A 25,108-nucleotide genomic window follows, 5' to 3' on the forward strand; every position below is an offset into this window, starting at 1 on the left:
GACGTCCGCAATGACCGTGAATGCCGATCTCGTGGCGCTGGTGCCCAAGCTCGCAGGTGCGCGCATCGTGTGCATCGGCGATCTGATGCTCGACCGTTTCGTCTACGGGCGCGCCGAGCGCATCTCGCCCGAAGCGCCGATCCCGGTCTTGCGCATCGACCGCGAAGAATCGATGCTCGGCGGTGCCGGCAACGTCGTGCGCAACATCGTCGGGCTCGGCGGACATGTCGAGTTCGTGTCGGTCGTGGGCCAGGACACGGCGGGCCGCGAAGTGTTGAGCCTCGTCGCGGGGCTCGAGGGCGTGGAGCCGCATCTGTTGGTCGAACGCGACCGGCCGACCACGATCAAGACGCGCTTCGTCGCCGGTCACCAGCAGATGCTGCGCGCGGACAGCGAAACCAGTGCTCCCATCGCCGCCTCGACCGCCGAAGACGCGGCGCGCCTCGTTGCCCAGGCCATGAAGGATTGCGGCGTCGTCGTGCTGTCCGACTACGCCAAGGGCGTGCTGCTGCCCGACCAGATCGCCGCGATCGTGAAGGCCGCCAAAGCCGCCAAGCGCATCGTGATCGTCGATCCCAAGGGCCGCGACTATGCGCGCTACAAAGGGGCCACGATCCTCACGCCCAATCGGCGCGAACTGGCCGATGCCACCGGGCTGCCGGCCGAAGGGGACAAGGGCGTTGAGCTTGCAGCACGCCGCCTGCTCAAAGTCACGGAAGCGGAAGCGATCGTCGTCACGCGCGGGGCCGAAGGCATGAGCATCGTGCCCGCCAAGGGCAAGGTCGAACATCTGCCCGCCCTCGCGCGCGAAGTGTTTGACGTGTCGGGGGCCGGCGATACGGTCATCGCGACACTCGCAACCGCACTGGCAGGCGGGCTCTCGCTGCTCGAGGCCGCACGCCTGGCTTCGGTCGCGGCCAGCGTGGTCGTGGCCAAGCTCGGCACGGCGGTCGCCTACTCGGCCGATCTCGTGCGCGCACTCCGCCACGACGACATCGCGGTCAGCGAAAACAAATTCGTCACCGATGCGCAGGCGGTCGACCAGGTCGCGATCTGGCGCCGCCAGGGTCTGCGCGTCGGCTTCACGAACGGCTGCTTCGACCTCCTGCATCCCGGCCACGTCTCGCTGATTGCGCAAGCGCGCAGCGCTTGCGACCGGCTCGTGATCGGCCTCAATTCGGATGCCTCGATCAAGCGCCTCAAGGGCGAGAGCCGCCCCGTGCAGGGCGAAGCGGCCCGCGCCGCCGTGCTCGCGTCGCTCGGCCAAGTCGATCTCGTGGTCGTGTTCGCCGAAGACACGCCGATCAAACTCATCAAGGCGCTGAAGCCCGAGATCCTCGTCAAAGGTGCCGACTACACCAAAGACAAAGTCGTGGGTGCGAGCGAGGTCGAAGGCTGGGGCGGCAAAGTGGTGCTGGCCAAACTCGTCGAAGGCCAGAGCACCACGGCCACGATCCGCAAGATCGGGCGCTAGATCGGCGCTTCGAGTTTGCCGGCGACCGGCAAAGGCGCAAGAGCGTTCGAAGCCGGGCGCGGCAGCCAGCGCGCCATCAGCCGCTCGATGTTCTCGAGCCCGTCGAGCAGACCCGGAATAACGGCAGCCGACGGCGGCGCTTGATGGGCAAGTGCCCGCAAGGCAGCCACCATCGCCTCGGCGTCGCGCACGCCGTCGTCGGGCAGCATGCGCGTGAGGCCCACGCTCTCGGCCCGCTCGGCGCGGATGAACTGCTCGAGGCGCGGCGCCACGCGCGGCACGATCACGGCCGGTTTGTCGAACGAAAGAATTTCGCAGAAGGTGTTGTAGCCGCCCATCGCGACGATGCCGGCCGCGCGCGTGATGAGCTGCTCGAGATGCGCATCGAACGTGATCGCCTCGACCCGCGACGACAGGCGCGCCGCACGCTCGAGAAACTCCGACTGTTTTTCCGACTGCATGAACGGGCCCAGCACCAGCAAGGCGCGGTGCGGCAGCGCCGCCCCGCTTTCGTAGGCGCGCAAGACCCAGTCGATCAGCGCATCGCCGTCGCCGCCGCCGCCGGTGGTCACGAGCACGTAGGGCTGCTCGCGCGCTTCGGCCATTTCGACGGTCGAGCGCGGATTGCCCTGCGGCATCATGCGGTGCAGATAGCCCGTATAGCTGATCTTGCGGCGCACGCTCTGCGGAATCGCGAGGCCCGCAAGCGGGTCGCAGATCTGCGGCAGGCCATAGATCCAGATGTCGTCGTAGAGATCGCGCAAGGCGGGCACCGCCTTCTTGCGCTTCCATTCGGGCCCCAGCAAAGCGGGATCGTCCATCACGTCGCGCAGGCCCAGCACCAGCGGCACGCCGCGCCGCTTGAGGAAATGCAGCGTCTCGGAAACTTCGCCGCGCAAACCCAGCGGCTCCTTGTCGACGAGGAAAAGATCGGGATCGAACGCCTCGGCCGTGTGGCGGATGATCGAGCCGCGGATCGACAGGGTCTGGGCGATATCGATATGCAGATTGAGCGAAGTGTATTCGCCGTTACGCAGCTTGATGACGCCCGGAATGCGCACAAAATCGACACGAGCCTTGAAGTCGAACGAGCCGATGATCGGCGAGCCCGACAGGATCAGCACCGAAAGATCCTTGTCGGCCTGCACCATCGCGTGCGCGATCGCGCGGCAGCGGCGCAGATGGCCGAGGCCCATCGTGTCGTGGCTGTAGATGAGCACGCGGCGGTCTTTGCGGAACAACCGGCGCGTCGCACTCCCCGTATCGCTCGCCATCCCCGTCTCCCGCGCTGAAAGCGTGCCGCACCCCTTCGGCACGCCGCAACGCAAGGCACCTTATGCGAGATTGGACGCCGCTGCCAACAAGCATATTGCGGCGCAACCGCCACGATAAGGTCCTTAAATACCGTATTTGAATGGCTTCATGACAATGTCGCATCCGGGCGGTGGCAATACCTTGATTTCTTGCCCCCGGCGGCACGCTCCATATAGTCTCAGGCCACGTACAGCACGCGCAAGACTCGCGAAAAGGCCGAAAGAATGCCGACAAGTTCCGGAGATGGGCTCGAGCGTTCGATCTATCGCTTCGTGGTGCGATTCTCGCTGAAGGACACGATCCTCATCTGCGCGCTCGTCGCCCTTGCGCAGGTCTTCTACTACATCTCCCTCGACCTGCCCAAAAACATCATGAACCAGGGCATCCAGGGCAACGGGATCGCGTTCCCGGTCGATGTCGCGCGCCTCGGCATCCTGTCGCTCGACCAGGTCGGGTATCTGATGTGGTTGTGCTTTCTGTTCCTGCTGGCCGTGCTCGTCAACGGAGGCCTCAAGCAGTTCGTCAATTCGCTCAAAGGCAAGCTCGGCGAAAGGCTGCTGCGGCGCCTGCGCTATCTTTTGATGGCGCGTATACTGCGCTTTCCGGTGGCGCATTTCCGCAAGACTTCATCGGGCGAACTGATCCCGATGCTGACGGCCGAAGTCGAACAGATCGGCGGCTTCATGGGCGACGCGTTCGTCCAGCCTTTGATGCAGGCGGGCATGCTGCTTACGATCGCGATCTTTCTGTTCGCGCAGAATCCGATCATGGGCTTCGCCGCGATCTCGCTGTTTCCGATCCAGGCCTACATCGTGCCGGTGCTGCAAAAGCGCGTCAAAGAACTCGGCAAGGAGCGCGTCAAGACGGTGCGAAAAATCTCCGAGCGCATCGGCGAAACGGTGGGCGGCATCCAGGAAGTGCGCACGCTCGGCACGGCGGCTTGGGAGCGCGCCGACTATACCGAGCGCTTCGGCACGGTCTACCGCATCCGCTTCGCGATCTACCAGCGCAAGTCGCTGGTCAAATTTATCAACAACACGCTGAACCAGTGCGCACCGCTGATGTTCTACGCGATCGGCGGCTATCTCGTGATCCACGGTTCGTTGAGCGTGGGCGCCCTCGTGGCCGCCCTGTCCGCGCACAAGGACATGACGGCACCCTGGAAGGAACTGCTCGACTACTACCAACAGTCGCAAGACGCCCAGCAGAAATACGAGCAGGTCGTCGAACAGTTCCAGCCCGACAATCTGCTGCCCGCAGGGCTGCACGCGCCCGCCGAAGCGGCAGCGCAAACCTTCGACGGACCGATCGTGGCCAACGCCCTCACGGTGCAGGAAGACGCCCAGACCAAGCTCCTCGAGGGGGTGAGCTTCGAACTTCCGCTCGGAACGCATGTGGCGCTGGTCGGGCCGTCGGGCGGCGGGCGGGAGGCTTTGGCGATGACGCTTGCACGCCTCTACCAACCGAGCAGCGGCACCTTGCGCATCGGCAGCCGCGACATGGCGCAGATTTCCGACGCCGATCTCGGCGCGCGCATGGGCTATGTCGGGCCCAACGCGTATGTGTTTTCGGCGAGCTTGCGCGACAATCTCGCCTACGGCCTGCGCCAGCGCGTGCTGGCCCCGCACGAAGATGCCGCGCGCGAGAAGCTGCTTGCGGAAGCAGCACGCGCGGGCAACCTGCCGCTGGACGTGGAAGCGCAATGGATCGACTACACGGCCGCTGGGGCTGCTGACGCTGCCGATTTCGACCGAGTTGCGACCGCGGTTCTGGCCAAGGTCGATCTCGCCGAAGACGTGTTCTTGCTCGGCCTGCGCGGCCAAATCGATCCCATACGCCGCAAAAATGTAGCCGATGCGATCTTGACGGCGCGTGCCGCATTCCGCCAACGCCTGACGGGTGCGCAAGCCGACCCGACCTTGAAGGGCCTCGTCGAAACCTTCGATCCCGAGCGCTACAACGACAATGCGACCTTGGGCGAAAACCTGCTGTTCGGGACCGCCCTCGACGCCAGCCTTGCGGGCGACGCACTCGCGGCCCAGCCGGACTTCCGGCGCATCTTGGACGAAACGGGCCTCGGTGCGGAACTGCCGATCATGGGCCGCAAGGTCGCCGAAACCATGGTCGAACTCTTCGCCGATCTGCCGGCCGGCCACGAGTTTTTCGACCGTTTCAGCTTCATCGCGGCCGACGATCTGCCGGTCTTCCAGACCGTGCTGGCGCGTACGGTGCCGCTTGCCGACGGCAGTCTGCCCGCCGACATCAGCGCCGAGGACCGCGCGCGTCTGGCAAGCCTGCCGCTGAAGCTCGTCGATGCGCGCCATCGCCTCGGCCTCATCGACAAAGCGTTCAAGGAACGCGCACTCGCGGCGCGCAAGGCGCTGCGCGAAAAACTGCCCGAGAAACTGCGCACAAAGATCGCGTTTTTCGACCCGGACATCTACAACGCCGCCGCCTCGATCCAGGACAACATCCTGTTCGGGCGCATCGCCTACGGCCAAGCCAAAGCGCAGGCAAGCGTGGGGTCTGCCATTCGCGAAGTGCTTGAAGCGCTGGGTTTGCGCGAGCGCGTGTTCGAAATCGGCCTCGATTTCCAGGTCGGCGTGGCGGGCGGACGCCTGTCCGCCCCGCAGCGTCAGAAGCTTGCGATCGCGCGCGCCCTCACCAAACGGCCCGACCTGCTGGTGCTCAATGACGCGGTCGCAGTCCTCGACCGCGCGGGGCAAGCGCGCCTGCTCGAGAGCCTCGCCGCCGCCGCCGCCGGCACCACGCTCGTGTGGGCGACGCAAGATACGGCAAGTGCCGCGCGCTTCGCGCGCGTGATGGTGTTTGCCGAAGGCCGTCTCGTCCAGGACGGCACCTACGAAGATCTCGCGGCGCGCGACGGCACGCTCAAAGAGTTGGTGGCCGCCTAGCATTTCGGCCCCTCACAAGGAACGAATCCATGTCGCTCAAAGAAGAAACCGAAGCCCTGCGGCGCATCCCGCTGTTCCAGAATCTGGATCCCGCGAAGCTCAAACTGCTGGCCTTCATGAGCCAGCGTCTGACCTTCGAGCCGGGCCAGGCGGTGTTCGCGCAAGGCGATCCGGGCGACGCCGCCTATATCGTGCTCGACGGCGAAGCGGTCGTGTCGATCGACGCCCCCAATTCGCGCATCGACATAGCGCGGCTCACGCGCAACGAGATCGTGGGCGAAATCGCGATCCTGTGCGACGTGCCGCGCACCGCGCACGTGACGGCGGCGGGCGACAAGGCGCTCGTCTGCCTCAAGATCGAAAAAAACGACTTCATCGGCATGCTGACCGAGTTTCCGAACATGGCGGTCGAAATCATGCGCGAGCTTGCGCGCCGCATCGTCAACACGAACCAGCAGCTGCGCCAAGCCGTTGCGGCCAAAGGCTGAGAAGATGAGCCGTCTCGACAGTTTCATTCGCCGCCTGCAGGCCCAGCGCATCGGCCTCGACTGGGCCTGCGCCGAGCTCGGCCCCGGCCTCGTACTCGAACTTGGGCTCGGCAACGGGCGTACCTACGACCATCTGCGCAGTCGGCTCGGGACCGCGCGCGCGATCCACGCCTTCGACCGCGCCGTCGCGGCCCATCCCGATTGCGTGCCGCCGGAAGATCGGCTGCATCTGGGCGACATTCGCGACACGCTGCCGAGCTTTGCCGACAGATTTCCGCACAGCACCGCCCTCGTCCATTCCGACGCGGGCTCCGGCGTCGCGGCCGAAACCGCGGCCCTGGCCGCTTTCATCTCGCGCCATCTTCCCGCGATCCTGGCGCCGAACGGACTCGTCGTCGCCGACCAGCCGATGCCGAGCGAAGCACTCGCCGAGTTGCCGCCGCCCGTCGGCATCAATCCGGGGCGCTATTTTTTCTACCGCCTGCGTTAAGGAACAAAATCGATCGCGACGGGCACGTGGTCGGAAGGCTGCGTCCAGTCGCGCGCGCCACGCAGAATATGGAAGGCTTTGATCTTGGACGCGAGGTCGGGTGTAGCCCAAATATGGTCGAGGCGGCGGCCGCGATCGGATTTGCGCCAGTCGCTGTTGCGGTAGCTCCACCACGTGTAGAGCCGTTCGGGCTCCGGATGGCGCAGACGCGCCACGTCGACCCAATCGCCCGCCGCCTGCATGCCGCCCAACGCCGCGACTTCGATCGGCGTGTGGCTCACCACATCGAGAAGCTGCTTGTGGCTCCAAACATCGGTCTCGCACGGCGCGATATTGAGATCGCCGACAAGAATCGCCGATCCCTTGCGGCCGCGTTTCTTCCACACGGCAGTCTGGGCTGCGACGAAATCGAGCTTATGCTTGAATTTGTCGTTGGCGACCGGGTCGGGCACGTCGCCGCCGGCCGGCACATAGACATTGTGGAGTGCGATGCCGCCCGGCAATTCGGCCGAAGCATGGCGGCAATCCTCGCGCCCGCAGTGGTGCAAGGGCGCAGGCGATGAAATCGGCACGCGCGACAGGATCGCAACCCCGTTGTAGCTCTTCATACCGTGCGCATAACGGTGCGTGAAACCAAGCTCGGCGAGCCCGTCATGCGGGAACTGGTCGTCCGGGCACTTGGTTTCCTGCAGGCACAGAATGTCCGGCCGCACTTGCGCCACCAGCTTGGCGACCAGCGGCAGGCGCAGGCGCACCGAATTGATGTTCCAGGTGACCAGCCGCAAAGCGCCGCGCGCGGGCTTCGGCAACGGGTCGGTTTCGACGTAAGGGGACGGCGTTTGGCTCATCTGGCCCGTATAGCCGAGATTCGAAAAACACGGGTCCAAAAAGGGAGACGCCCGAATGGAGGGGGTCCATTCGGGCGTCAGGCTCCTAGGGGAAGGAGCGTGTCGGGCCGCCAGGGGAGACGGCCCAGACGACGACCCGGGGGCGGATCGTCACTCCTTGCAAATGGCCCCGCTCCTTCAATTCAACAAGAGGGTCGCGCTGAAATAAACACCGAAAAGCGGTATCTAAATACCATTTTCGACGATTCGGCCGAATTCAGCAAATATAGCGGCCGAAAACGGGTCGGTTTTGACGTGCCATTCGGGGTGCCATTGCAGGCCGAGGGCAAAACCAGGGCCGCCGGTCCAGCGTACGGCCTCGATCGTTCCGTCTTCGTGCGTGGCCTCGACGGCCAATCCGTCGGCCAACCGGTCGATCGCCTGGCCGTGCAGCGAATTCACAAACGCCCGCCCGTCGTCGCCATTGAGCCGCTGCAGGAGGCCGCCGGGTGCAAGATCGACCCAATGGCGATGGGCGTAGCGGGCATCCATGTCGTCGCTTTCCGGGGCGCGGTGGTCGATGCGGCCGGGCAGTTCCTGGACATGCTGGTGCAGGCTGCCGCCCAGTGCCACGTTCAGCTCCTGGTGGCCGCGGCATAGGCCCAGCACCGGCAGCCCACGCGCCACGGCCGCGCGCAGCAGCGGCAAGGTGGTGGCGTCGCGCGCCGGATCATGCAGCGTGCCGGGCCGCGACCGGCCGCCATATTCGCCCGGCTCCACGTTGGACGGGCTGCCGGTCATCACAAGCCCATCAAGGCGCGACAGGATCGCGGCAATGTTCTGGGCAGAGCCGATCGCCGGCAGCAGTACAGGAACGGCACCCATGCCCGCGACCACAGCTTCGACATATTGCGCACGCACGATGTGCTGCAGGCCACGCGGCCCCTGCTGCAGGCATGCACTGATGCCGATGACGGGCGGTTTCTTCATGGGTCCAACCGCTAGCATACCGCCCGGATTCGCGCAAAAAGGCCGATTGATCCTGCGCAAAGTGCCGCCCCTGCCCGGACTGGTAGATTGGGCTTCTCGATTGAAAAAGGGGGTATCGATCCATGAACCACTTCCATGCGGCCGTTTGGCTCGACCATGCGCACGCGAAGATCTTCCATTTCGACGCGCATGTTTTCGAAGCCAAGAACGTCAAATCCGCGCATGCGGATGCACATCTGCACCACAAAGCAGGAGCCGTGGGTGCAGGCCACGCCGCCGAGGACCCCAAATACTACGCAAGCGTGGCAACCGCCTTGGCGGACGCCCAGGAAATCCTCGTGACCGGCCCAGGGTCGGCGAAGACCGTGTTCGGCAAATATCTTGCCGACCACAATCCGGATCTCGCCAAACGCATCGTCGAGACGACGGCGAGCGACCATCCGAGCGACGGCGAAATCGTCGCGATGGCGCGCAAGCATTTCAAGATCATCGACCGCACGACGCCGCAGCGTTCGTAAGGGGCGCCAAAAAGAAAAGGGCCGACAAGGGGGAATATCCCTTGTCGGCCCTTGCCGTCTCAATTCGCCGTTACTTGGCGTGGGCGGCTTCTGCGTCGCCGCGCGTCTTGTAGAGCGAGTAGAGGATGCCCGAGGTGATCATCGTCACGGTCACCGACAGCGACAGCCAAGCCGGGAACTTGCCGATGATGCCGACCAGGAAGATTTTGCAGCCGATGAACACGAGCACGCCCGCCAGCGCGTATTTGAGATAGCGGAAGCGGTGGATCATCGCGGCGAGCGCGAAGTAAAGCGAGCGCAGACCCAGGATCGCGAAGATGTTCGACGTGTACACGATGAATGGGTCGGTCGTGATCGCGAAGATCGCAGGCACCGAGTCGACCGCGAAAATCAGGTCGACCGCTTCGACCAGCATCAAGCACAAGAACAGCGGCGTGGCCCAACGAACCATCTTGCCCGTAACGGGATCGGGCTTCTGCACGAAGAAATCCTGGCCGTGCAGCTCTTCGGTCACGCGCATGCGCTTCTTGAGGAAGTTCAGCACGGGGTTTTCGCCGATGTTTTCTTCCTTGTCGGCCATGATCAGCATCTTCACGCCCGTGAAGACGAGGAACGCGCCGAAGATGTAGAGCACCCAGCTGAATTCCGAGACGAGGGCAGCCCCGAGCGCAATCATCGTGCCGCGCATGAAGATCACGCCGATGATGCCCCAGAACAGCACGCGGTGCTGGTATTTGCGGGGGACCGCGAAATAGGTGAAAATCATCGAAATAGCGAAGACGTTGTCGAGCGACAGCGACCATTCGACGAAGAAGCCCGTGTAGTATTCAAGGGCCGACTGCTGGCCCATGTACCACCACACCCAGCCGCCGAACGCCATGGCGAGCGCGAAATAGAAGCCCGACAGCTTCAAGCTCTCGGCGACTTCGATCTCTTTGTTTTCCTTGTGCAGCACGCCAAGGTCGAACACCAGCAATGCGACGACGATGGACAGGAAGCCCACCCACATCCACACGGGCTTGCCCAAAAATTCGTTTGCGACCAGAAAATCCATTTGCTCCATCCTCAAAAGGCACCGCGGCCGCCGGGTATCCCGGGCGGCGCGAACTCGTTCCACTATGTCCCATGGAAGTCCGACATCACGGCGCCAACGGAACTCTCCTCCCCATCGGGACAAAAGAAGAGACCGGAAAACGCGCCGCCAGAGGAGCCCGGACTGTTGCAGCGCAACAAGTAGGGTTGATCCTGCCGCAATGCAAGAGGCACAGACCCTGATTTAGGCAAAAAAAGGGCGACGGCCGCCATTTGGCTGCCGCATTTTGCTATTGCTGCAAATAGGGCCGTGCCGCCTGGACAGCCTGGGCGCAATTCGGGTCGAGATCGGCCAGGACGGTCTCGATGTTTGCCGTTCCGACCCAAATCCGCGCAACCGTGGTGACGATCCAACCAGGATCGGCGAGGCCCTTTTCCGCCAGAATCGGCCCGCCACGCCGCGCACAATCGCCGATCTGGCGCACGATTTCCTGCGGCGCACGTGCGGCGGCAAGCTTTTCGCGCGTGGCAGCCTCGAACGGTTCCACAAAGAAAATCGCGAAAATCCAGGCAATCAAATCGGCGAACATGGCGGCCCTTTTTCCAATGCCGGTCCGTCCGCATGACGGCAACAGCCATCCCCATTTGGGCGTCGTCAGCACTTGGCGCAAGTGCGAAAGGCAATATAGATTCAACGGCTTACGCCTGTTGATTTGGGGCGCTGCCGACTCGGAGTTTTCACAATGGCGCCCTAAGAAAGCCGAAATCGCCCTGCATCGTTACGTCATGGTCGATAGCGGCGAATTCACCTGCGCGCGTGTCGCGATGCGCAACCAACGTTTGGCATTGTGGGCAGGCCGACAGCTCGGCTACAGCGAACCGTGGCTCGCCGCCTATGTGCAGGAAGTGGTGACAGCGGATTATGCGCTGCCGGGCAGCGAAGATGTGGTCGCGAAAATCGCCGCTGATTTTGCCGAGCATGGCGTGGCGCTCGACGCAGCCGCGATCCGACTTCAAATCCGGCGCCTGGGCGGCTGAACGCGCCTACTCCGCGAACGCTTTTTCGCGCAAACGACGCAGCGAAGGCGCCAGCACCGCGATCAAGAGCACGACCGCCATTGCAAGCAAAGCCGCACTGATCGGACGCTCGATGAAGATCGCCGGATCGCCGCGCGAAAGGCGCATCGCCCGGCGCAGATTTTCTTCCATCATCGGCCCCAGAATGAAGCCGAGCAGCAGCGGTGCGGGCTCGCAGCCGAGTTTCACGAACAGATACCCGAGCACGCCGAAACCGAGTGTGAGATACACTTCGAACACCGAGTTGTTCAGCGCATAGACGCCGATGCAGCAGAACACGAGGATCGCTGGATAGAGCAGCCGATAGGGGACCCGCAGCAGCCGCACCCAAATGCCGACGAGCGGCAGATTGATCACGACCAGCATCAGATTGCCGACCCACATGCTGGCAACAAGGCCCCAGAACAAGCCAGGCTCGCGCGTCATCACTTGCGGGCCCGGCACAATGCCGTGGATCGCCATCGCCCCGATCATCAGCGCCATCACGGCATTGGGCGGAATGCCGAGGGCCAGCATCGGGATGAACGAGGTCTGCGCACCGGCATTGTTGGCGGACTCAGGCGCCGCCACGCCGGCCACGGCTCCTTTGCCGAAACGCGCGGGATCTTTGGCGAGACGCTTTTCGAGCGTGTAGGCGGCAAAGGCAGCGAGCAAAGCACCCCCGCCCGGCAGCACGCCCAAGACCGAGCCCACGGCCGTGCCGCGCAGCACGGCCGGGAAGGCTTCGCGGGCTTCCTCGCGCGTCGGCCAAAGGCTGCCCATCTTGGCCATCGCGTCGCGCACAAAATGTTTTTCGAGCTGCACGGCGATTTCCGCGATCGCGAATAGCCCCATCGCCAACGGCACAAAACCAATGCCGTCGGACAATTCGGGAATGCCGAAGGTGAAACGCTGGGTACCGGAATTGACGTCCGTGCCGCACAGGCCCAGCAGCAGGCCCAGCACCGTCATCGCGATCGCTTTGGCGACCGAGCCGTGCGCCAGCACGATCGCAGCCACAAGCCCGAACGCCATCAGCGAGAAATACTCGGCAGCGCCGAACAGCATCGCGAATTTGACCATCGCCGGGCTTGCGACCGCGACGATCAAGGTTGCGACCGTGCCCGCAAAAAACGATGCCAGGGCTGAAACCGCAAGGGCAGCGCCCGCGCGCCCGCGCCGCGCCATCGCGAATCCGTCGAGACACGTGACGACCGACGAAGATTCGCCCGGCATGTTGACGAGGATCGCCGTCGTCGAGCCGCCATACTGCGCACCGTAATAGATGCCGGCGAGCATGATGAGCGCACCAACCGGCTCGAGCTGGAACGTGATCGGTAGCAGCATCGCGATCGTGGCGACCGGTCCAATACCGGGCAGCACGCCGATCAATGTGCCCAGCAGCGCGCCGAGCAGACACCAGAAGAGATTGACGGGCGTGAGGGCGACCGAAAAGCCGAGCAGCAGCGGATCGAACAATTCGCTCATCGCGGAACCAGCGGGATCGGCAAGCCCAAACCGATCACGAATATGAGCGCGCCCGCCGTTGCGAGCCCGCCGGCAAGCAAGACAACTTCGCGCCAGCGATAGGGCCGCTCGGCGAGCCGTGCGACCGCCACGCATGAAGCGATCGCGACCACGAGCCCACCGCGCTCGAGCAGCAGCGCAAAAGCAGCGACGCCGAGCAGCAAGAACAGCAGCGGGCGCGCGTCGCTCTGGGGGACGGCATCGGCGTCGCGCGCGAAAAAGCCCGCCAGCGCGATCGCAGCCCCCAACGCGACGAGCCCCCAGCCCAAACCAGTCGGAACGAAGCCGGCACCCATGCGCGTCGGCGTGCCGTAGGGATAGTCTGCGGCAAGCCAAATCGCGACGGCACCGAACGCGGCGAACAGCAGGCCCGCCAGCGTTTCGGCGCGGTTCAGGCGTTCAAGCACTCAATCGATCCGCGCACCCGACAAGCGGACGATCTCGCGATACTTGGCGTTCTCGGCCGCAACGAAGCGCCCGAACTCGGCCGGACTGTTGCCGACCGGTACCACCGCAAGGCGGGCCAAGCGCTCGACCGTGGCCGGATCCTTGAGGGCGGCGATTGCGGCGTCCGCAAGCCGGGTTACGACATCGCCCGGCACGCCCGCCGGCACAAAGATGCCGAACCAAGTGCTGATGTCGAAACCCGGAATGCCGGCCTCGGCCATCGTCGGCACGTTGGGCACTTGCGAATTGCGCTGCGGCGTGGTGACGGCGAGTGCACGCACGCGGCCCGCTTCGATCTGCGGGAAGGCGTTGGCGAGATTGTCGAACGTGAATTGCGTTTCGCCCGACAGCAGCGCGTTCAATTGCGGAGCGCCGCCCTGATACGGGATGTGTTCGATCGGCACGCCGATGCGATCGGCGAACAAGGCGCCCGCAAGATGCCCGCCGCTGCCGTTGCCGCCCGAGCCGTAATTGAAGGCTTTGGGGTTGGCGCGAATGTCGCGCGCGAGCTCCTGTACGTTTGCGGCTTTGACCGACGGACCGACGATCAGAATGTTCGGCACGTCGCCGATCTGCGTAATCGGTGCGAGGTCTTTCAGCGGATCGAACGGCATGCGCGCATAAAGATGCGGATTGACCGCATGCGTCGACAGCGCACCCATCACCATCGTGTAGCCGTCCGGTGCGGACTTCGCCACGAGATCGGCGCCGACATTGCCGCCGGCACCGGGCCGGTTCTCGACCACGACCGGCTGGCCCAGCAGAACGGTCATGCGATCGGCAACCGCACGCGCCGACACGTCGAGCGAGCCGCCCGGCGGGAAAGGCACAACGAACCGGATCGGCCGGTTCGGGAAGCTTTGCGCAAAAGCGGCGGCAGGCAACAAAGCGGCGACCGCAGCGACGGCCAACGCATGACGACGCGACATTTCCATAGGGGGCGTTCTCCTCGAAAAGACTGACAGGTCCGCAAAGGCGTTGATTCGCCTGCTGGGCCTTTATGCAGCTAGTTTAGGCGAAAGGTCGCGCAGCCGTCACCCGGCATATTCGCCCTTGGGGGCGAGAACTTCGCGCTTGCCGACATGGTTGGCGGCACTGACCACGCCGTCCGCCTCCATGCGCTCGACGATGCGAGCCGCCCGGTTGTAGCCGATCTGCAGATGGCGCTGGATAAAGCTCGTCGAGCATTTGCGCTCGCGCGCCACAAGGGCGATCGCTTGGTCGTAGAGCGCGTCGCCGCTGCCCTCCCCGCCTTCGCCCCCGCCGGCCCCGCCTTCGCCCAAGGCCGCCGCCATGTCGCCCTCGGCGTCTTCGGTCACTTCTTCGATATAGGCAGGCTCGCCCTGCGCCTTCAGATGCTGCACCACGTGTTCAACCTCGCGGTCGGACACGAACGGCCCGTGCACACGCGTGATGCGACCGCCGCCGGCCATGTAGAGCATGTCGCCTTGGCCCAGGAGCTGCTCGGCCCCCTGCTCGCCCAGGATCGTGCGGCTGTCGATCTTGCTGGTGACCTGGAACGAGATGCGCGTCGGGAAGTTTGCTTTGATGGTGCCGGTGATGACGTCGACCGACGGGCGCTGGGTCGCCATCAGAATATGGATGCCGGCCGCGCGCGCCATCTGTGCCAAACGCTGCACGGCCCATTCGACCTCTTTGCCCGCGACCAGCATGAGATCGGCCATTTCGTCGACGACCACAACGATGAAGGGCAAGGGCGTGGTGTCGAGCGGCTGGTCTTCGAACACGGGCTTGCCCGCCTCGTCGAAGCCTGTCTGCACTTTGCGCGTGAGCGATTCGCCGTTTTTCTTGGCGTCGGCCAAGCGCTGATTGTAGCCCGCAATGTTGCGCACGCCGAGCTTCGACATGGCACGGTAGCGCGTTTCCATCTCGCGCACGGTCCATTTGAGGGCGACGACCGCCTTCTTGGGATCGGTCACGACCGGCGACAGCAGATGCGGAATGCCGTCATAGACCGAGAGTTCGATCATCTTGGGATCGATCATGATGAAGCGGCATTCGGCCGGCGACATTTTGTAGAGCAGCGACAGGATCATCGTGTTGATCGCGACCGACTTGCCCGAGCCCGTGGTGCCCGCAATCAGCAAATGCGGCATGCGCGCGAGATCGACGATGATCGGCCCGCCGCCGATGTCGCGGCCAAGCACGAGGCTCAAGCCCGGCTGCTTGTCTTCGAAGGTCTGCTCGAGCAGATCGCGCAAGAACACGGTCTGGCGCTCGGCATTCGGCAGTTCGATGCCGATCACGTTGCGCCCCGGCACGACCGCCACGCGCACGGCAAGGGCCGACATCGAGCGCGCAATGTCGTCGGCAAGGCCCACAACGCGCGCAGCCTTCGTACCGGGAGCGGGCTCGAGTTCGTAGAGTGTCACGACCGGACCCGGCCGCACTTTTACAATTTGGCCTTTGACGCCGTAGTCGTCGAGGACGCCTTCGAGCAAGCGCGCATTCTGCGCCAAAGCGCTTTCGTCGATCGCGATCAGCTTGACCGCTTTGGGCTTGGCCAAAAGATCGATCGACGGCGCTTGGTATTCGCCCTGCACGGCGAGATCGAGATTGGCTTGTTTGGGCTTTTTCTTGGTCTCGGGCTTTGCCTTCTCAAGAACCACCGCGCGCTCGACGAGTTCGGCCGGCGTGGGGCGCGGCTTTTCAGGAGCAACCGGCGCCAGTTCCGGTTCCGGATCCGGGCTGCCGTCGAGCGAGGGCTCGAAACGGTCGCGTTTGAGCTCTTCTTTTTCGCGCGCGCGCGCTTTGGCGGGATCGCCACGGCGCAACTTGGCCACCAGGGCCGTCGTCGCAATGTAGAATGCAGCCGTTGTTTTCGCGGCCATGCGCGCGACCCACGCACTGGCGATCGCGGCCGTGCGATATTCGCCCCACGTGATGGCGAGCACGAACACGAAGGCCAGCATCGCAACGCCGGCGGCCATCACGGCCAGCATGTCCGCACCGCGGCCGAAATCGGCCCCGAGATCGAGCATCGCCGCCAGGAACAGGCGCCCGACGACACCGCCCAATCCCAGATCGAGCGGATGCTGCCAGCCCGCCGGCGCACCCCACGTGGACAGCGCCATCGCGGCCAGCAGCACGCAGGCCGGTAGCAACGCAATGCGCAGCCACCAGAGCGGCAGATTGCGCGCGCGCATCAAGCGCCACCCCCACGCGGCCAGCGACACCGGCAGCAAAGCCGCCGCAATGCCCAAAGTCTGCAGCATCAGGTCGGCGGCGATCGCGCCTGGGAGCCCGAGCAGATTGGCGGGCCGCAGATCGTTGGCGTTGCTCAAGCTCGGATCGCCGGGCGTATAGGTCGCCATTGCGGCCGCGAGCAAAGCGCCGGCGACGAGCAAGGCAAAGCCTGCGATTTCGGCGAGGCGCTTGCGCACGAATGCGCCCGCACCTTCGGGGAAGAGGCCTGTGGAAATGCGCGACGCGATCGCCATGGCTGGGTTCCTCTAGAGCAAAGTCGCAATGCGGCTCAAGGCACGCTCGACCGTGTCGAGATCGTGCACGAGGGCAATGCGAATGAAGGGGGCGCCGATATTGCGCCCGTCGGGTTCGTTTTTGGCGATGTAGCGGCCGGGCAGCACTTTGATCGCCGCCTCGCTCCACAAACGGCGCGTCGTGGCCTCGCCATCGCCGACTTCGATCCACAAGAACATGCCGGCTTGCGGTGCCGTGAAGCCTTTGTGGCCGCCGAGCAGGCGGGCGGCCGCATCGAATTTGGCTTTGTAGCGCGCGCGGTTTTCGACCACGTGCGCTTCATCGCGCCACAAGGCGGCCGACGCAAGCTGCATGGGTACGGGCGTTGCGGCGCACGAATAGCTGCGCACGCGATTGAGCGTGGCAATGTCGGAAGGCGTGCCCACGGCAAAGCCCGAGCGCATGCCGGCTGCCGAGCTGCGCTTCGAGAGCGTGTGGAAGCACATTACATTGTCGAGCGCGTGGCCCTTGGGCCCGCGGCCCAGCGCGTAGGCCGCTTCCACGCCGCCCACAGGGGCCGAGTCGCCGTAATAGAGCTCGCTGTAGCACTCGTCCATGACGAGCAGAAAATCGTATTGGCGTGCGAGGCCGATGGCCTTTTCGATATAGGCCTTGGAAGCAACCGCGCCTTCGGGATTGCTTGGCGAGCACAGATAGAAGATTGCCGTGCGTGCGAGCGTGTCGCCCGGGATCGCGTCGAGATCGGGCAGGAAGCCCGTTTCGCGCGTGGCCGGCAGATAGACGGGCTCGGCCCCCGCCATCACGGCAGCGCCGTAATAGACTTGATAAAGCGGATTGGGCATCAAGGCGGCAGGCGTTTTGCCGCTTTTGTGGCGGCCCACGGCCATGAGTGCGACAACGAATAAACCCTCGCGCGCACCGGCGATCGAGGTCACCTGTGCCGCCCGGTCGATCGTCTGGGAGGCAAGCTTGTAGCGCCGCTCGAGCCAGGACCCGATCGCCTCGCGCAGCTCCGGGATGCCGGGTTGCGAAGGATAGGTATTCCACCTGTCGGCATGCTGGGCGACGATTTCGGCGGCAAAGGCCGGCGGCTGGTGCTGCGGGTCGCCGATCGACATCGCCAGCGGTGCTTCGTTGGCACGCGGGTTCACATCGGCAATCAGGCCCGCCAGGCGCGTAAAGGGGTAGTCGTTGAGTTGATCCAGCCGTTCGTTCAGCATTGCTAACCAGTGATTCGAGGGAACCTACAAGATTTTGCGCAAAAAGCCGGATACCCGCGCCCGCAAATGCGCAGGTACAAAGATGAAACAACAATAACCCGACCACTCTTAAAGTACAAGATTAAGAGACCGCGACCTACTCCGCCTAGCGGCTCAATTCGATGTTCCCCACGAAATACCCGAGTCGCCCCGATTCGCATGGGTAGTCCGAAACATAAATAGAACAAATCGTGGCAACGGCTTGAAATCGGACGGTTTTGCCGATTATTTGTGCAACGTCGCAAGGCACTAATTCTAGGGGGTCAGGATTGTCGGGAAATCGGCGACAATTTGTGGGAAAAGACCGGCATGAAAATTCTGTTCATCGTGCATGACGGCGATACGGGCGGGGCCACGACCCCTATCCTCGAAACGATCGATGCGCTGGCCGGAAAGGATTTTTCGTTCGCCGCTCTAGTCCCGCAGCCGGGCAGCCTGTCGGCAGCCCTCACCCAGCGCGGCGTGCCGTGGAAGGCGCTGCCCTTGCCGCTTTGGACCTCGACCAAGGGACGGCGGCGTTTTCGCAATATGTGGGACAATTGGCAGGCGGTGCCGGCGGTCGTCAATGCCGTGCGCGCGATCGCCCCCGATCTCGTGCTGTCCAATTCCGCGACGATCGGGCTGGGCAGCATGGCCGCCGCCCATCTCGGCATCCGGCATGTGTGGTGGCTGCAGGAATTCGTTTGGGAAGACCATCAGCTCGCTTTCGATTTCGGCTGGAAGCTGACGGGCTGGCTCATGGACCAGCGCAGCGTGCTGGCCCTTGTTCCTTCCAAGGCGATCGGCGCCAAATGGGCGCCCTATATCGGGCCGCACAAACAAGTGCTGATCGACTACCACATCAAAGACCTGCCCTCGGCCGCCGATGCGCCGGCCTTCAAGCCGGCAGGCGCGTTCCATCTCGTGCTGGCGGGCTCGCTCAATCCGCAGAAAGGCCAGATGGACGCGATCGACGCAATGGGGCGGCTGCATACGCGCAATGTGCATCTGCATCTGTTCGGCACCGGCGGGCGCGGCTATTCGGCACGGCTGCGCGCGCGCGCCGATACGTTGGGCCTCAATGAGCAGGTGCATTTCCACGGCCATGTCGACGGCGTGGGGGCGCGCTTGCAAAAGGCCAATGCAATCCTGATCACCTCGCGCTGCGAGGGGCTGGGCCGCATCACGATCGAGGCGATGCGCTCGGGCGTGCCAATCGTGGCGACCAACGCCGGCGGCATTCCCGAACTTATCGAAAGCGGCCGCACTGGCATTCTCTATCCGCCGGGCGACGCTGCCGCGCTCGCCGAAGCGATCGAACATCTGATCGCAAGCCCGCAATATGCGGCAGGCCTGGGTGCAGCGGCCAAACAATGGGCAAGCCAGCGCTACGGTGCCGCCCAATTCGCCGAGGCGATCGAAGCCGCACTCCGACGCGCCGACGCCACCCAAACAGCACCCCGTACGAGGTAACATGGCCTTTCCGCTACTCGCCGACCAATCGACCAAAGCGCTTGTCGGGCGTCTGCTGGATCGCCATGTGCGCAAGCATTGGCGGCGCCTCGCCTTGGCCGCGATCTGCATGGCGCTGACGGCGGCGGCCACCGCCTTCAATGCCTGGATGATGGAGCCCGTACTCGACAAGGTGTTCGTCGAGCGCAATACGGCGATGCTCTATCTCATTCCAGCCGCCGTGGTACTGGCGGCCTTGGTCAAGGGCCTGTCGAGCTACGGGCAAGGCGTGCTGCTCAACCATGTCGGGCAGCGCATCATCGCCGATCTGCAGCTCAAGCTGTTTGCCCAGACCGTGCGCGCCGATCTTGCCTTCTTCAACGACAACTCGGCCTCGAAGCTCACCATGCGCCTGTCGCACGATGTGGGCCTCATGCGCCAAGCGATCACCCAGGCGATCACCGGCATCACCAAGGACACGCTCACCGTCGTGTTTCTGGTGGCGCTGATGTTCTACCAAGATTGGCAGATGGCGCTCGTCGCGTTCGTCGTTTTCCCGATCGCGATCCTGCCGATCGTGCGCCTTGGCAAGCGCATGCGCAAAGTCTCGACATCGATGCAGGGCGAACTCGGCGGATTCGTGTCGCTGATCGACGAAGCCATCCAGGGCATTCGCCACGTCAAAGCCTATGGCATGGAAGGTGCCGAAACCGCCAAAGCGAAGCTTGCGACCGATCGCATTTTCGAGCTCACGCACAAGGGTGCACGCACGCGCTCGGCCGCTTCGCCGATCATGGAAACGCTGGGCTCGGTTGCGATCGCCCTCGTGATTTTCTACGGCGGCTTTCGCGTGATCGAGGGGGCGACCACGCCTGGAACGTTCTTTTCGTTCATCACCGCGCTGCTTTTGGCCTACCAGCCGGTCAAGAGCCTCGCCAATCTCAACACGGCCCTGCAGGAAGGGCTCGCGGCGGCCGCGCGCGTCTTCGCGCTCGAAGACATGCAGCCGCAGATCGTCGACCGGCCGGGGGCGGTTGCGCTCCCGAGCGTGCGCGGCGAACTGCGCTTCCAGAATGTCAGCTTCGGCTATGGCCCTCAGCGGCGCACGCTCGACGGCATCGATCTGTTCGTGCCCGCCGGCAAGACCGTGGCGCTCGTCGGCCCCTCGGGCGGGGGCAAAACGACGATCCTCAATCTACTGCCGCGCTTCTACGACATCGACAGCGGCAGCATCCGCATCGACGGATACGACATACGCGACATTCGCATCGAATCGCTGCGCAGCCACATTGCGCTGGTCACGCAAGAGACCAACCTGTTCCACGACACGATCCGCGCCAACATCGCCTACGGCAAACGAGACGCCGACGACGCCCAGCTGCGCAATGCGGCACGTGCGGCGGGTGCCCTCGAATTCATCGAAGCGCTGCCCGAAGGTTTCGATACGGTCGTCGGCGACCGCGGCGTCAAGCTTTCGGGCGGCCAGCGCCAGCGCATCGCGATCGCGCGCGCCTTTCTCAAAGATGCGCCCATTCTGCTGCTCGACGAAGCCACGAGTGCGCTCGACAACGAATCCGAGCGCGTGGTGCAGGCATCGCTTGCCATATTGATGCGCGGACGCACGACCGTGGTCGTCGCCCATCGCCTGTCGACGATCGTGGATGCCGACATCATCTACGTGATCGAAGGCGGGCGGGTGGTGGAAAGCGGTTCGCATGCCGAGCTTTCCGTCGCGGGCGGCGTCTATGCGCGTCTGCATGCGCTGCAAAAAGAGGCCCCGGAAAGCGGCGCTTCGGAAGCCTGAAAACAAAACGGGCCGGGTTCGAAAACCCGGCCCGCGCGTTTGCCGTCCCCTTGAAGGGCGACAGGCGTTACTGGACGCTTTCGCCGTGCAGCGACAGGTCGAGACCGTCGCGTTCGGCTTCTTCCGAGACCCGCAGGCCGACGATGAGATCGACGACCTTGAGCAGGATGAACGAACCGATGCCCGAGTAGAGCAGCGTGGCGATCACGGCGTAGAACTGCAGCATCACCTGTTCGGCGTTGCCGTCGAGCAGGCCGCTATAGCCGTCCGGCGTCGAGGCCGAAGCCGAGAGCACGCCCACGGCGAAGATGCCCGTCAGCAGCGCGCCGACGATACCGCCCACGCAATGCACGCCGAACACGTCGAGCGAGTCGTCGTAGCCGAGCATGCGCTTGAGGCTCGTCGAGGCCCAGAAGCACACGATGCCCGCCACGAGGCCGATCGCAAGCGCACCGCCCGGGAACACGAAGCCCGAGGCCGGCGTGATCGCAACGAGACCCGCAACCGCACCCGAGATGATGCCGAGCACCGACGGCTTGCCGCGCGTCGCCCACTCGGCGAACATCCACGCGAGTGCGGCAGCGGCCGTGGCGATCTGCGTGACCGCCATCGCCATACCCGCACGCGCGCCGGCGGCACCGGCCGAACCGGCGTTGAAGCCGAACCAGCCCACCCACAGCAGCGAGGCGCCGATCACGGCCAGCACGAGGTTGTAGGGCGAGAAATTCTCGGTGCCGTAGCCCTTGCGCTTGCCGAGCACCAGGGCCGCAACGAGGCCCGCAATGCCGGCACTGATGTGCACGACCGTGCCGCCCGCGAAGTCGAGGGCACCCATCACGAAGATGAAGCCGTTCGGATGCCAGACCCAATGCGCGATCGGCGAATAGATCAACACCGACCACAGACCCACAAACCACAGCATCGCCGAGAACTTCATGCGGTCGGCGAACGCACCGCAGATGAGCGCCGGCGTGATGATCGCGAAGGTCATCTGGAACATCATGAAGATGGGTTCCGGGATCGTGAAGGCGATGGCGCTGTCGCCCGAGCCCAGCGTGAAGGGCGTATCCCACGCCATGTTGGCGAGGAAGAAGCGCGAGAAGTCGCCGACATAGGCATTGCCTTCGCCGAAAGCGAGCGAATAGCCCACGACCATCCACAGCACCGTGACGAGGGCCGTGATCGCAAAGGACTGCATCATGGTCGCAAGCACGTTCTTCTTGCGCACCATGCCGGCATAGAAGAGCGCCAGGCCCGGAATGGTCATCATCAGCACGAGGGCCGTGGATGTGAGCATCCACGCCGCGTCGCCGGTATCGACCTTCGGCGCATCATCCGCGAAAGCGGGGGCTACAGCGCCCAGCATCGCGACGGTTGCAAGCGCCCCGATGCGCGCCAGCTTATCGATTTTGCTCATTTTTCGTCGTCTCCTGGCTGCCCCAGCACGATGCCGGGATGTTTACGCCGACGGACCGGGGGCCCGCTGGATCGTTTCGTAATAGTCAAAAATCGTGCCACACGCGCCGACCTATGCTGCGGTGCAAAATAGATTGATTCAGCTACATTTTTCGAGGGTTTCACGAAGTTGATTGGGCCGCAAAGCTTGGCGGCAGCGGCAGCTCCCGATAGAGCCGCCGCTTTTTTAGGCCAAATAGATGATCAAAATTTAGGCGATTGTCTTAAAGCGCTTCGACGTTGGTTTCGCCGGTGCGGATGCGCACCGCATGGCTCACATCGAGCACGAAGATCTTGCCGTCGCCGATCTTGCCGGTGTTTGCAGCCTTTTGGATCGCCTCGACGACGCGTTCGACGAGCGGATCAGCGACCGCGACTTCGATTTTCACTTTGGGCAGGAAATTCACCGAATATTCGGCGCCGCGATAGATCTCGGTCTGCCCCTTTTGGCGCCCGAAACCCTTGACCTCGGTCACGGTCAGCCCCTGCACGCCGAGGGCCGTGAGCGCCTCGCGCACTTCGTCGAGTTTGAACGGCTTGATAATCGCCATCACCATCTTCATGACCCGTACCCTCCGACTGAACGACGCGCGACAAAGCGCCCAAAACAGGGCTTTCTTTTCAAGAAACATGCCGCGCGCGAAGCATGCCGCACTGCGGAAGGACAGGGCAACAAGAATCGCCCGATGCGGCCGAAAAGCCAATCTGGACCGCTGCACCGCCGTGCCCTAGGTTTGAAGCATGGTGCCGAATTCCCAGACAGACTGCGACGTCGCGATCGTCGGCGGCGGCCTCGTCGGCCTCACGCTTGCGATCGCCCTCGACCGTGCAGGCTTGCGCGTGGTCCTGGTCGATGCCGACGAACCAGCCAAGCTGGCGCGCGACGAATTCGACGGCCGGGCCGCCGCGATCGCGACCGGCTCGGCGCGCGTGCTGCAGGGCATCGGCGTATGGAAGCTGATCGCCCCCCACGCCGAGCCGATCCGCGACATCCGCGTGTCGGACGGCGATTCGTCGCTGTTTTTGCACTACGACCATCGCGAGCTCGGATCCGACCCGTTCGGCTACATCGTCGAAAATCGTTTCACGCGGCGCGCACTCTATGCCGCCTTGCGCGATACTGGGGTCGATCTGCGCGCGCCCGCCCGCGCAACCGCAACGGCAAACGACGCCACCCAAGCAACCTTGACGCTCGACGACGGCAGCCGCATCGCCGCCCGACTCGTCGTGGCGTGCGACGGCCGGCCCTCGCCCTTGCGCAAAGGGGCCGGCATTCGCGCCCTGCGCTGGGACTATGCGCAAGCGGCCATCGTCTGCGCGATCCGCCACGAGCGCCCGCATGACGGCATTGCGCATGAGCGGTTTTTGCCGAGCGGTCCGTTTGCCATGCTGCCCCTGCCCGACGGCCCGGACGGCAGCCATCGCAGTTCAATCGTGTGGACCGAGCGCGCCGAACTCGCCGACCATCTGATCGGCCTGCCGGACGACGAATTCGCCGACGAAATCCGCGAACGCTTCGGCTGGGGCTTGGGCGCGCTCGCCCCCGTTGCCCAGCGCTGGCGCTATCCTTTGACCTTCGTGCAGGCCGAGCGCGCGACGGCACCGCGCCTCGCCCTTGCGGGCGATGCACTCCACGGCATCCATCCGATCGCGGGCCAGGGTCTCAATCTCGGTTTGCGCGACGTCGCCGCCCTTGCCGAAATCCTCGCCGATGCCAACCGGCTCGGCCTCGATTTCGGGGCGGCGGATACGCTCGATCGCTATGCGCGCTGGCGCGGCGTGGACACGGTCGGCCTCTCGGTCGTGACCGACGGGCTGTTGCGGCTGTTCTCGAACGACATCGCCCCGCTCAAGCTCGCGCGCGGGCTGGGGCTTGCACTCGTCGATCGGATCGGGCCGCTCAAGCGCGTCTTCATGCGCGATGCGATGGGCATTCTCGGCAAATTGCCGCGGCTGATGCGCGGCGAAGCACTTTAAGTCGCAGCAAGAGCTGCCGCCCAAAGACGCTGCTTTTCGGCGCGCGCGATCCGCGCATGTGCCGGACTCGTGGACGGCAAACAGATCTGCGCCAAGCCGGCCCATTCGGGCGGCAAGTCCGGCACGACAAGACGGCGATAGAGAGAAGCGGCCGTCGCCCCGTTGAAGGCCACGCGGGCGATGAAGCGATGGTTTGCGAAAAACCCGGCAAAATCGTTGGGCCGGATCGACCGGCGTACAAGCGCGCTGTCGAGACTGCCGGCGCGCGTCGCTGCACCGCACACGTCCCAGACGGCGATACGCGCCGCAAAAAGTGCGGCAACGCGCGACGCGTAAGGTGCGGTCGCATCGAACCCCAATTGGGCCGCTAGAATGGGCCAGAACGCATTGTGGGGATGCGCATAATAGCACTGGGCGGCAAGCGAGGCTTGGCCCGGCAGCGTTCCCAAGATCAGCAGGCGCGCGTCGCCCTGCGCCAATGGCGCAAAGCCGGTCGAAAGCGGTGCCGGCGAACGCATTTTTTGCGGCATCGATTTTCCTTCAGAAACCTGCGCATTTTGCTCGCACTGCGATTCCAGGACAAAGCAATAGGCGCTCGCGCCAAAAGACGATAGAAAAACGTTGTTTTACGCCACTTGCGAA

At 64.2% G+C, this 25,108-nt stretch carries 22 protein-coding genes; 9 read left to right on the forward strand and 13 right to left on the reverse strand.

All coding sequences use genetic code 11. The features are described 5' to 3' along the window. Positions 1-10: 10 nt before the first annotated feature. Positions 11-1,474, forward strand: coding sequence for a D-glycero-beta-D-manno-heptose-7-phosphate kinase (rfaE1, locus tag O9320_15065; GenBank protein ID MCZ8312164.1), 1,464 nt, complete (start codon positions 11-13; stop codon positions 1,472-1,474). Here rfaE1 and O9320_15070 read toward each other — a convergent pair. Then, positions 1,471-2,748 (reverse strand): glycosyltransferase, encoded by a 1,278-nt coding sequence (locus O9320_15070; protein MCZ8312165.1) that lies wholly within the window; start codon positions 2,746-2,748, stop codon positions 1,471-1,473. The genes rfaE1 and O9320_15070 overlap by 4 nt on opposite strands. A 264-nt stretch (positions 2,749-3,012) precedes the next feature. Between O9320_15070 and O9320_15075 the strand changes: the two genes are divergently transcribed. The 3 genes from O9320_15075 to O9320_15085 are packed head-to-tail and all read left to right on the forward strand — an operon-like array spanning position 3,013 to position 6,681. Next, a complete protein-coding gene (locus tag O9320_15075; protein ID MCZ8312166.1) occupies positions 3,013-5,703 on the forward strand; it encodes an ABC transporter ATP-binding protein in 2,691 nt (896 codons plus the stop codon). A gap of 29 nt (positions 5,704-5,732) precedes the next feature. Further along, positions 5,733-6,191, forward strand: coding sequence for a cyclic nucleotide-binding domain-containing protein (locus O9320_15080; GenBank protein ID MCZ8312167.1), 459 nt, complete (start codon positions 5,733-5,735; stop codon positions 6,189-6,191). Between the two features lie 4 nt (positions 6,192-6,195). Continuing rightward, positions 6,196-6,681 carry a hypothetical protein gene (locus tag O9320_15085; protein MCZ8312168.1) on the forward strand — a complete coding sequence of 162 codons (486 nt, stop codon included), beginning with the start codon at positions 6,196-6,198 and terminating at the stop codon, positions 6,679-6,681. Here the strand turns inward: O9320_15085 and O9320_15090 are convergent. Then, the gene (locus tag O9320_15090) at positions 6,678-7,466 is read right to left on the reverse strand and encodes an exodeoxyribonuclease III (GenBank protein ID MCZ8312169.1); all 789 of its coding nucleotides are present in this window, start codon (positions 7,464-7,466) and stop codon (positions 6,678-6,680) included. The two genes, O9320_15085 and O9320_15090, sit on opposite strands and share 4 nt — an antisense overlap. Positions 7,467-7,754: 288 nt before the next feature. Then, the gene (locus tag O9320_15095; protein ID MCZ8312170.1) at positions 7,755-8,498 is read right to left on the reverse strand and encodes a gamma-glutamyl-gamma-aminobutyrate hydrolase family protein; all 744 of its coding nucleotides are present in this window, start codon (positions 8,496-8,498) and stop codon (positions 7,755-7,757) included. Positions 8,499-8,620: 122 nt separating this feature from the next. Here O9320_15095 and O9320_15100 point away from each other — a divergent pair, with 122 nt between their 5' ends. Beyond that, positions 8,621-9,016: a hypothetical protein gene (locus O9320_15100; protein MCZ8312171.1), complete on the forward strand. Its 396-nt coding sequence runs from the start codon at positions 8,621-8,623 to the stop codon at positions 9,014-9,016. Between the two features lie 70 nt (positions 9,017-9,086). On the opposite strand, the gene O9320_15105 is transcribed toward O9320_15100, so the two are convergent. Together O9320_15105 and O9320_15110 are read right to left on the reverse strand one after the other, a co-directional pair. Next, entirely contained in the window at positions 9,087-10,079 is a 993-nt protein-coding gene (locus O9320_15105) for a TerC family protein (GenBank protein ID MCZ8312172.1), read from the reverse strand. A gap of 259 nt (positions 10,080-10,338) precedes the next feature. Next, positions 10,339-10,638 carry a hypothetical protein gene (locus O9320_15110; GenBank protein ID MCZ8312173.1) on the reverse strand — a complete coding sequence of 100 codons (300 nt, stop codon included), beginning with the start codon at positions 10,636-10,638 and terminating at the stop codon, positions 10,339-10,341. On the opposite strand from O9320_15110, the gene O9320_15115 reads away from it, so the two are divergent. Continuing rightward, positions 10,637-11,086 carry an ATPase inhibitor subunit zeta gene (locus tag O9320_15115; GenBank protein MCZ8312174.1) on the forward strand — a complete coding sequence of 150 codons (450 nt, stop codon included), beginning with the start codon at positions 10,637-10,639 and terminating at the stop codon, positions 11,084-11,086. The two genes, O9320_15110 and O9320_15115, sit on opposite strands and share 2 nt — an antisense overlap. Before the next feature lie 6 nt (positions 11,087-11,092). On the opposite strand, the gene O9320_15120 is transcribed toward O9320_15115, so the two are convergent. From O9320_15120 to O9320_15140, 5 genes are all read right to left on the reverse strand, one after another. Continuing rightward, the gene (locus tag O9320_15120; protein MCZ8312175.1) at positions 11,093-12,592 is read right to left on the reverse strand and encodes a tripartite tricarboxylate transporter permease; all 1,500 of its coding nucleotides are present in this window, start codon (positions 12,590-12,592) and stop codon (positions 11,093-11,095) included. Continuing rightward, the gene (locus O9320_15125; GenBank protein MCZ8312176.1) at positions 12,589-13,038 is read right to left on the reverse strand and encodes a tripartite tricarboxylate transporter TctB family protein; all 450 of its coding nucleotides are present in this window, start codon (positions 13,036-13,038) and stop codon (positions 12,589-12,591) included. Before O9320_15125 ends, O9320_15120 begins: the two co-directional genes overlap by 4 nt. Continuing rightward, positions 13,039-14,013: a tripartite tricarboxylate transporter substrate binding protein gene (locus tag O9320_15130; protein MCZ8312177.1), complete on the reverse strand. Its 975-nt coding sequence runs from the start codon at positions 14,011-14,013 to the stop codon at positions 13,039-13,041. Between the two features lie 99 nt (positions 14,014-14,112). Then, positions 14,113-16,539, reverse strand: a complete 2,427-nt coding sequence (locus O9320_15135) for a DNA translocase FtsK 4TM domain-containing protein (GenBank protein ID MCZ8312178.1) — start codon at positions 16,537-16,539, stop codon at positions 14,113-14,115. Positions 16,540-16,551: 12 nt separating this feature from the next. Then, a complete protein-coding gene (locus O9320_15140) occupies positions 16,552-17,760 on the reverse strand; it encodes an aminotransferase class I/II-fold pyridoxal phosphate-dependent enzyme (protein ID MCZ8312179.1) in 1,209 nt (402 codons plus the stop codon). A gap of 348 nt (positions 17,761-18,108) precedes the next feature. Between O9320_15140 and O9320_15145 the strand changes: the two genes are divergently transcribed. Next, entirely contained in the window at positions 18,109-19,251 is a 1,143-nt protein-coding gene (locus tag O9320_15145) for a glycosyltransferase family 4 protein (GenBank protein MCZ8312180.1), read from the forward strand. Between the two features lies 1 nt (position 19,252). Then, positions 19,253-21,034, forward strand: coding sequence for an ABC transporter transmembrane domain-containing protein (locus O9320_15150; protein MCZ8312181.1), 1,782 nt, complete (start codon positions 19,253-19,255; stop codon positions 21,032-21,034). A 67-nt stretch (positions 21,035-21,101) separates the two neighbouring features. Here the strand turns inward: O9320_15150 and O9320_15155 are convergent, their stop codons facing one another. Continuing rightward, a complete protein-coding gene (locus O9320_15155; GenBank protein MCZ8312182.1) occupies positions 21,102-22,400 on the reverse strand; it encodes an ammonium transporter in 1,299 nt (432 codons plus the stop codon). Positions 22,401-22,713: 313 nt separating this feature from the next. After that, positions 22,714-23,052 carry a P-II family nitrogen regulator gene (glnK, locus tag O9320_15160; protein MCZ8312183.1) on the reverse strand — a complete coding sequence of 113 codons (339 nt, stop codon included), beginning with the start codon at positions 23,050-23,052 and terminating at the stop codon, positions 22,714-22,716. 178 nt (positions 23,053-23,230) lie between these two features. On the opposite strand from glnK, the gene O9320_15165 reads away from it, so the two are divergent. Next, a complete protein-coding gene (locus O9320_15165) occupies positions 23,231-24,466 on the forward strand; it encodes a UbiH/UbiF/VisC/COQ6 family ubiquinone biosynthesis hydroxylase (protein ID MCZ8312184.1) in 1,236 nt (411 codons plus the stop codon). On the opposite strand, the gene O9320_15170 is transcribed toward O9320_15165, so the two are convergent. Beyond that, the gene (locus tag O9320_15170) at positions 24,463-24,996 is read right to left on the reverse strand and encodes a DNA-deoxyinosine glycosylase (protein MCZ8312185.1); all 534 of its coding nucleotides are present in this window, start codon (positions 24,994-24,996) and stop codon (positions 24,463-24,465) included. The two genes, O9320_15165 and O9320_15170, sit on opposite strands and share 4 nt — an antisense overlap. Positions 24,997-25,108: the final 112 nt, after the last annotated feature.

The organism is Magnetospirillum sp. (genome assembly GCA_027532905.1).
In the GTDB taxonomy this organism is placed as follows: domain Bacteria; phylum Pseudomonadota; class Alphaproteobacteria; order CACIAM-22H2; family CACIAM-22H2; genus Tagaea.

What these genes read in the sequence shown, in the direction of transcription:
- rfaE1 (MCZ8312164.1), top strand. Translation starts at nt 11, where the DNA reads ATGACCGTGAATGCCGATCTCGTGGCGCTGGTGCCCAAGCTCGCAGGT.
- O9320_15070 (MCZ8312165.1), bottom strand. Translation starts at nt 2,748, where the DNA reads ATGGCGAGCGATACGGGGAGTGCGACGCGCCGGTTGTTCCGCAAAGAC.
- O9320_15075 (MCZ8312166.1), top strand. Translation starts at nt 3,013, where the DNA reads ATGCCGACAAGTTCCGGAGATGGGCTCGAGCGTTCGATCTATCGCTTC.
- O9320_15080 (MCZ8312167.1), top strand. Translation starts at nt 5,733, where the DNA reads ATGTCGCTCAAAGAAGAAACCGAAGCCCTGCGGCGCATCCCGCTGTTC.
- O9320_15085 (MCZ8312168.1), top strand. Translation starts at nt 6,196, where the DNA reads ATGAGCCGTCTCGACAGTTTCATTCGCCGCCTGCAGGCCCAGCGCATC.
- O9320_15095 (MCZ8312170.1), bottom strand. Translation starts at nt 8,498, where the DNA reads ATGAAGAAACCGCCCGTCATCGGCATCAGTGCATGCCTGCAGCAGGGG.
- O9320_15100 (MCZ8312171.1), top strand. Translation starts at nt 8,621, where the DNA reads ATGAACCACTTCCATGCGGCCGTTTGGCTCGACCATGCGCACGCGAAG.
- O9320_15105 (MCZ8312172.1), bottom strand. Translation starts at nt 10,079, where the DNA reads ATGGAGCAAATGGATTTTCTGGTCGCAAACGAATTTTTGGGCAAGCCC.
- O9320_15115 (MCZ8312174.1), top strand. Translation starts at nt 10,637, where the DNA reads ATGGCGGCCCTTTTTCCAATGCCGGTCCGTCCGCATGACGGCAACAGC.
- O9320_15110 (MCZ8312173.1), bottom strand. Translation starts at nt 10,638, where the DNA reads ATGTTCGCCGATTTGATTGCCTGGATTTTCGCGATTTTCTTTGTGGAA.
- O9320_15120 (MCZ8312175.1), bottom strand. Translation starts at nt 12,592, where the DNA reads ATGAGCGAATTGTTCGATCCGCTGCTGCTCGGCTTTTCGGTCGCCCTC.
- O9320_15130 (MCZ8312177.1), bottom strand. Translation starts at nt 14,013, where the DNA reads ATGGAAATGTCGCGTCGTCATGCGTTGGCCGTCGCTGCGGTCGCCGCT.
- O9320_15135 (MCZ8312178.1), bottom strand. Translation starts at nt 16,539, where the DNA reads ATGGCGATCGCGTCGCGCATTTCCACAGGCCTCTTCCCCGAAGGTGCG.
- O9320_15140 (MCZ8312179.1), bottom strand. Translation starts at nt 17,760, where the DNA reads ATGCTGAACGAACGGCTGGATCAACTCAACGACTACCCCTTTACGCGC.
- O9320_15145 (MCZ8312180.1), top strand. Translation starts at nt 18,109, where the DNA reads ATGAAAATTCTGTTCATCGTGCATGACGGCGATACGGGCGGGGCCACG.
- O9320_15150 (MCZ8312181.1), top strand. Translation starts at nt 19,253, where the DNA reads ATGGCCTTTCCGCTACTCGCCGACCAATCGACCAAAGCGCTTGTCGGG.
- O9320_15155 (MCZ8312182.1), bottom strand. Translation starts at nt 22,400, where the DNA reads ATGCTGGGCGCTGTAGCCCCCGCTTTCGCGGATGATGCGCCGAAGGTC.
- glnK (MCZ8312183.1), bottom strand. Translation starts at nt 23,052, where the DNA reads ATGAAGATGGTGATGGCGATTATCAAGCCGTTCAAACTCGACGAAGTG.
- O9320_15165 (MCZ8312184.1), top strand. Translation starts at nt 23,231, where the DNA reads ATGGTGCCGAATTCCCAGACAGACTGCGACGTCGCGATCGTCGGCGGC.
- O9320_15170 (MCZ8312185.1), bottom strand. Translation starts at nt 24,996, where the DNA reads ATGCCGCAAAAAATGCGTTCGCCGGCACCGCTTTCGACCGGCTTTGCG.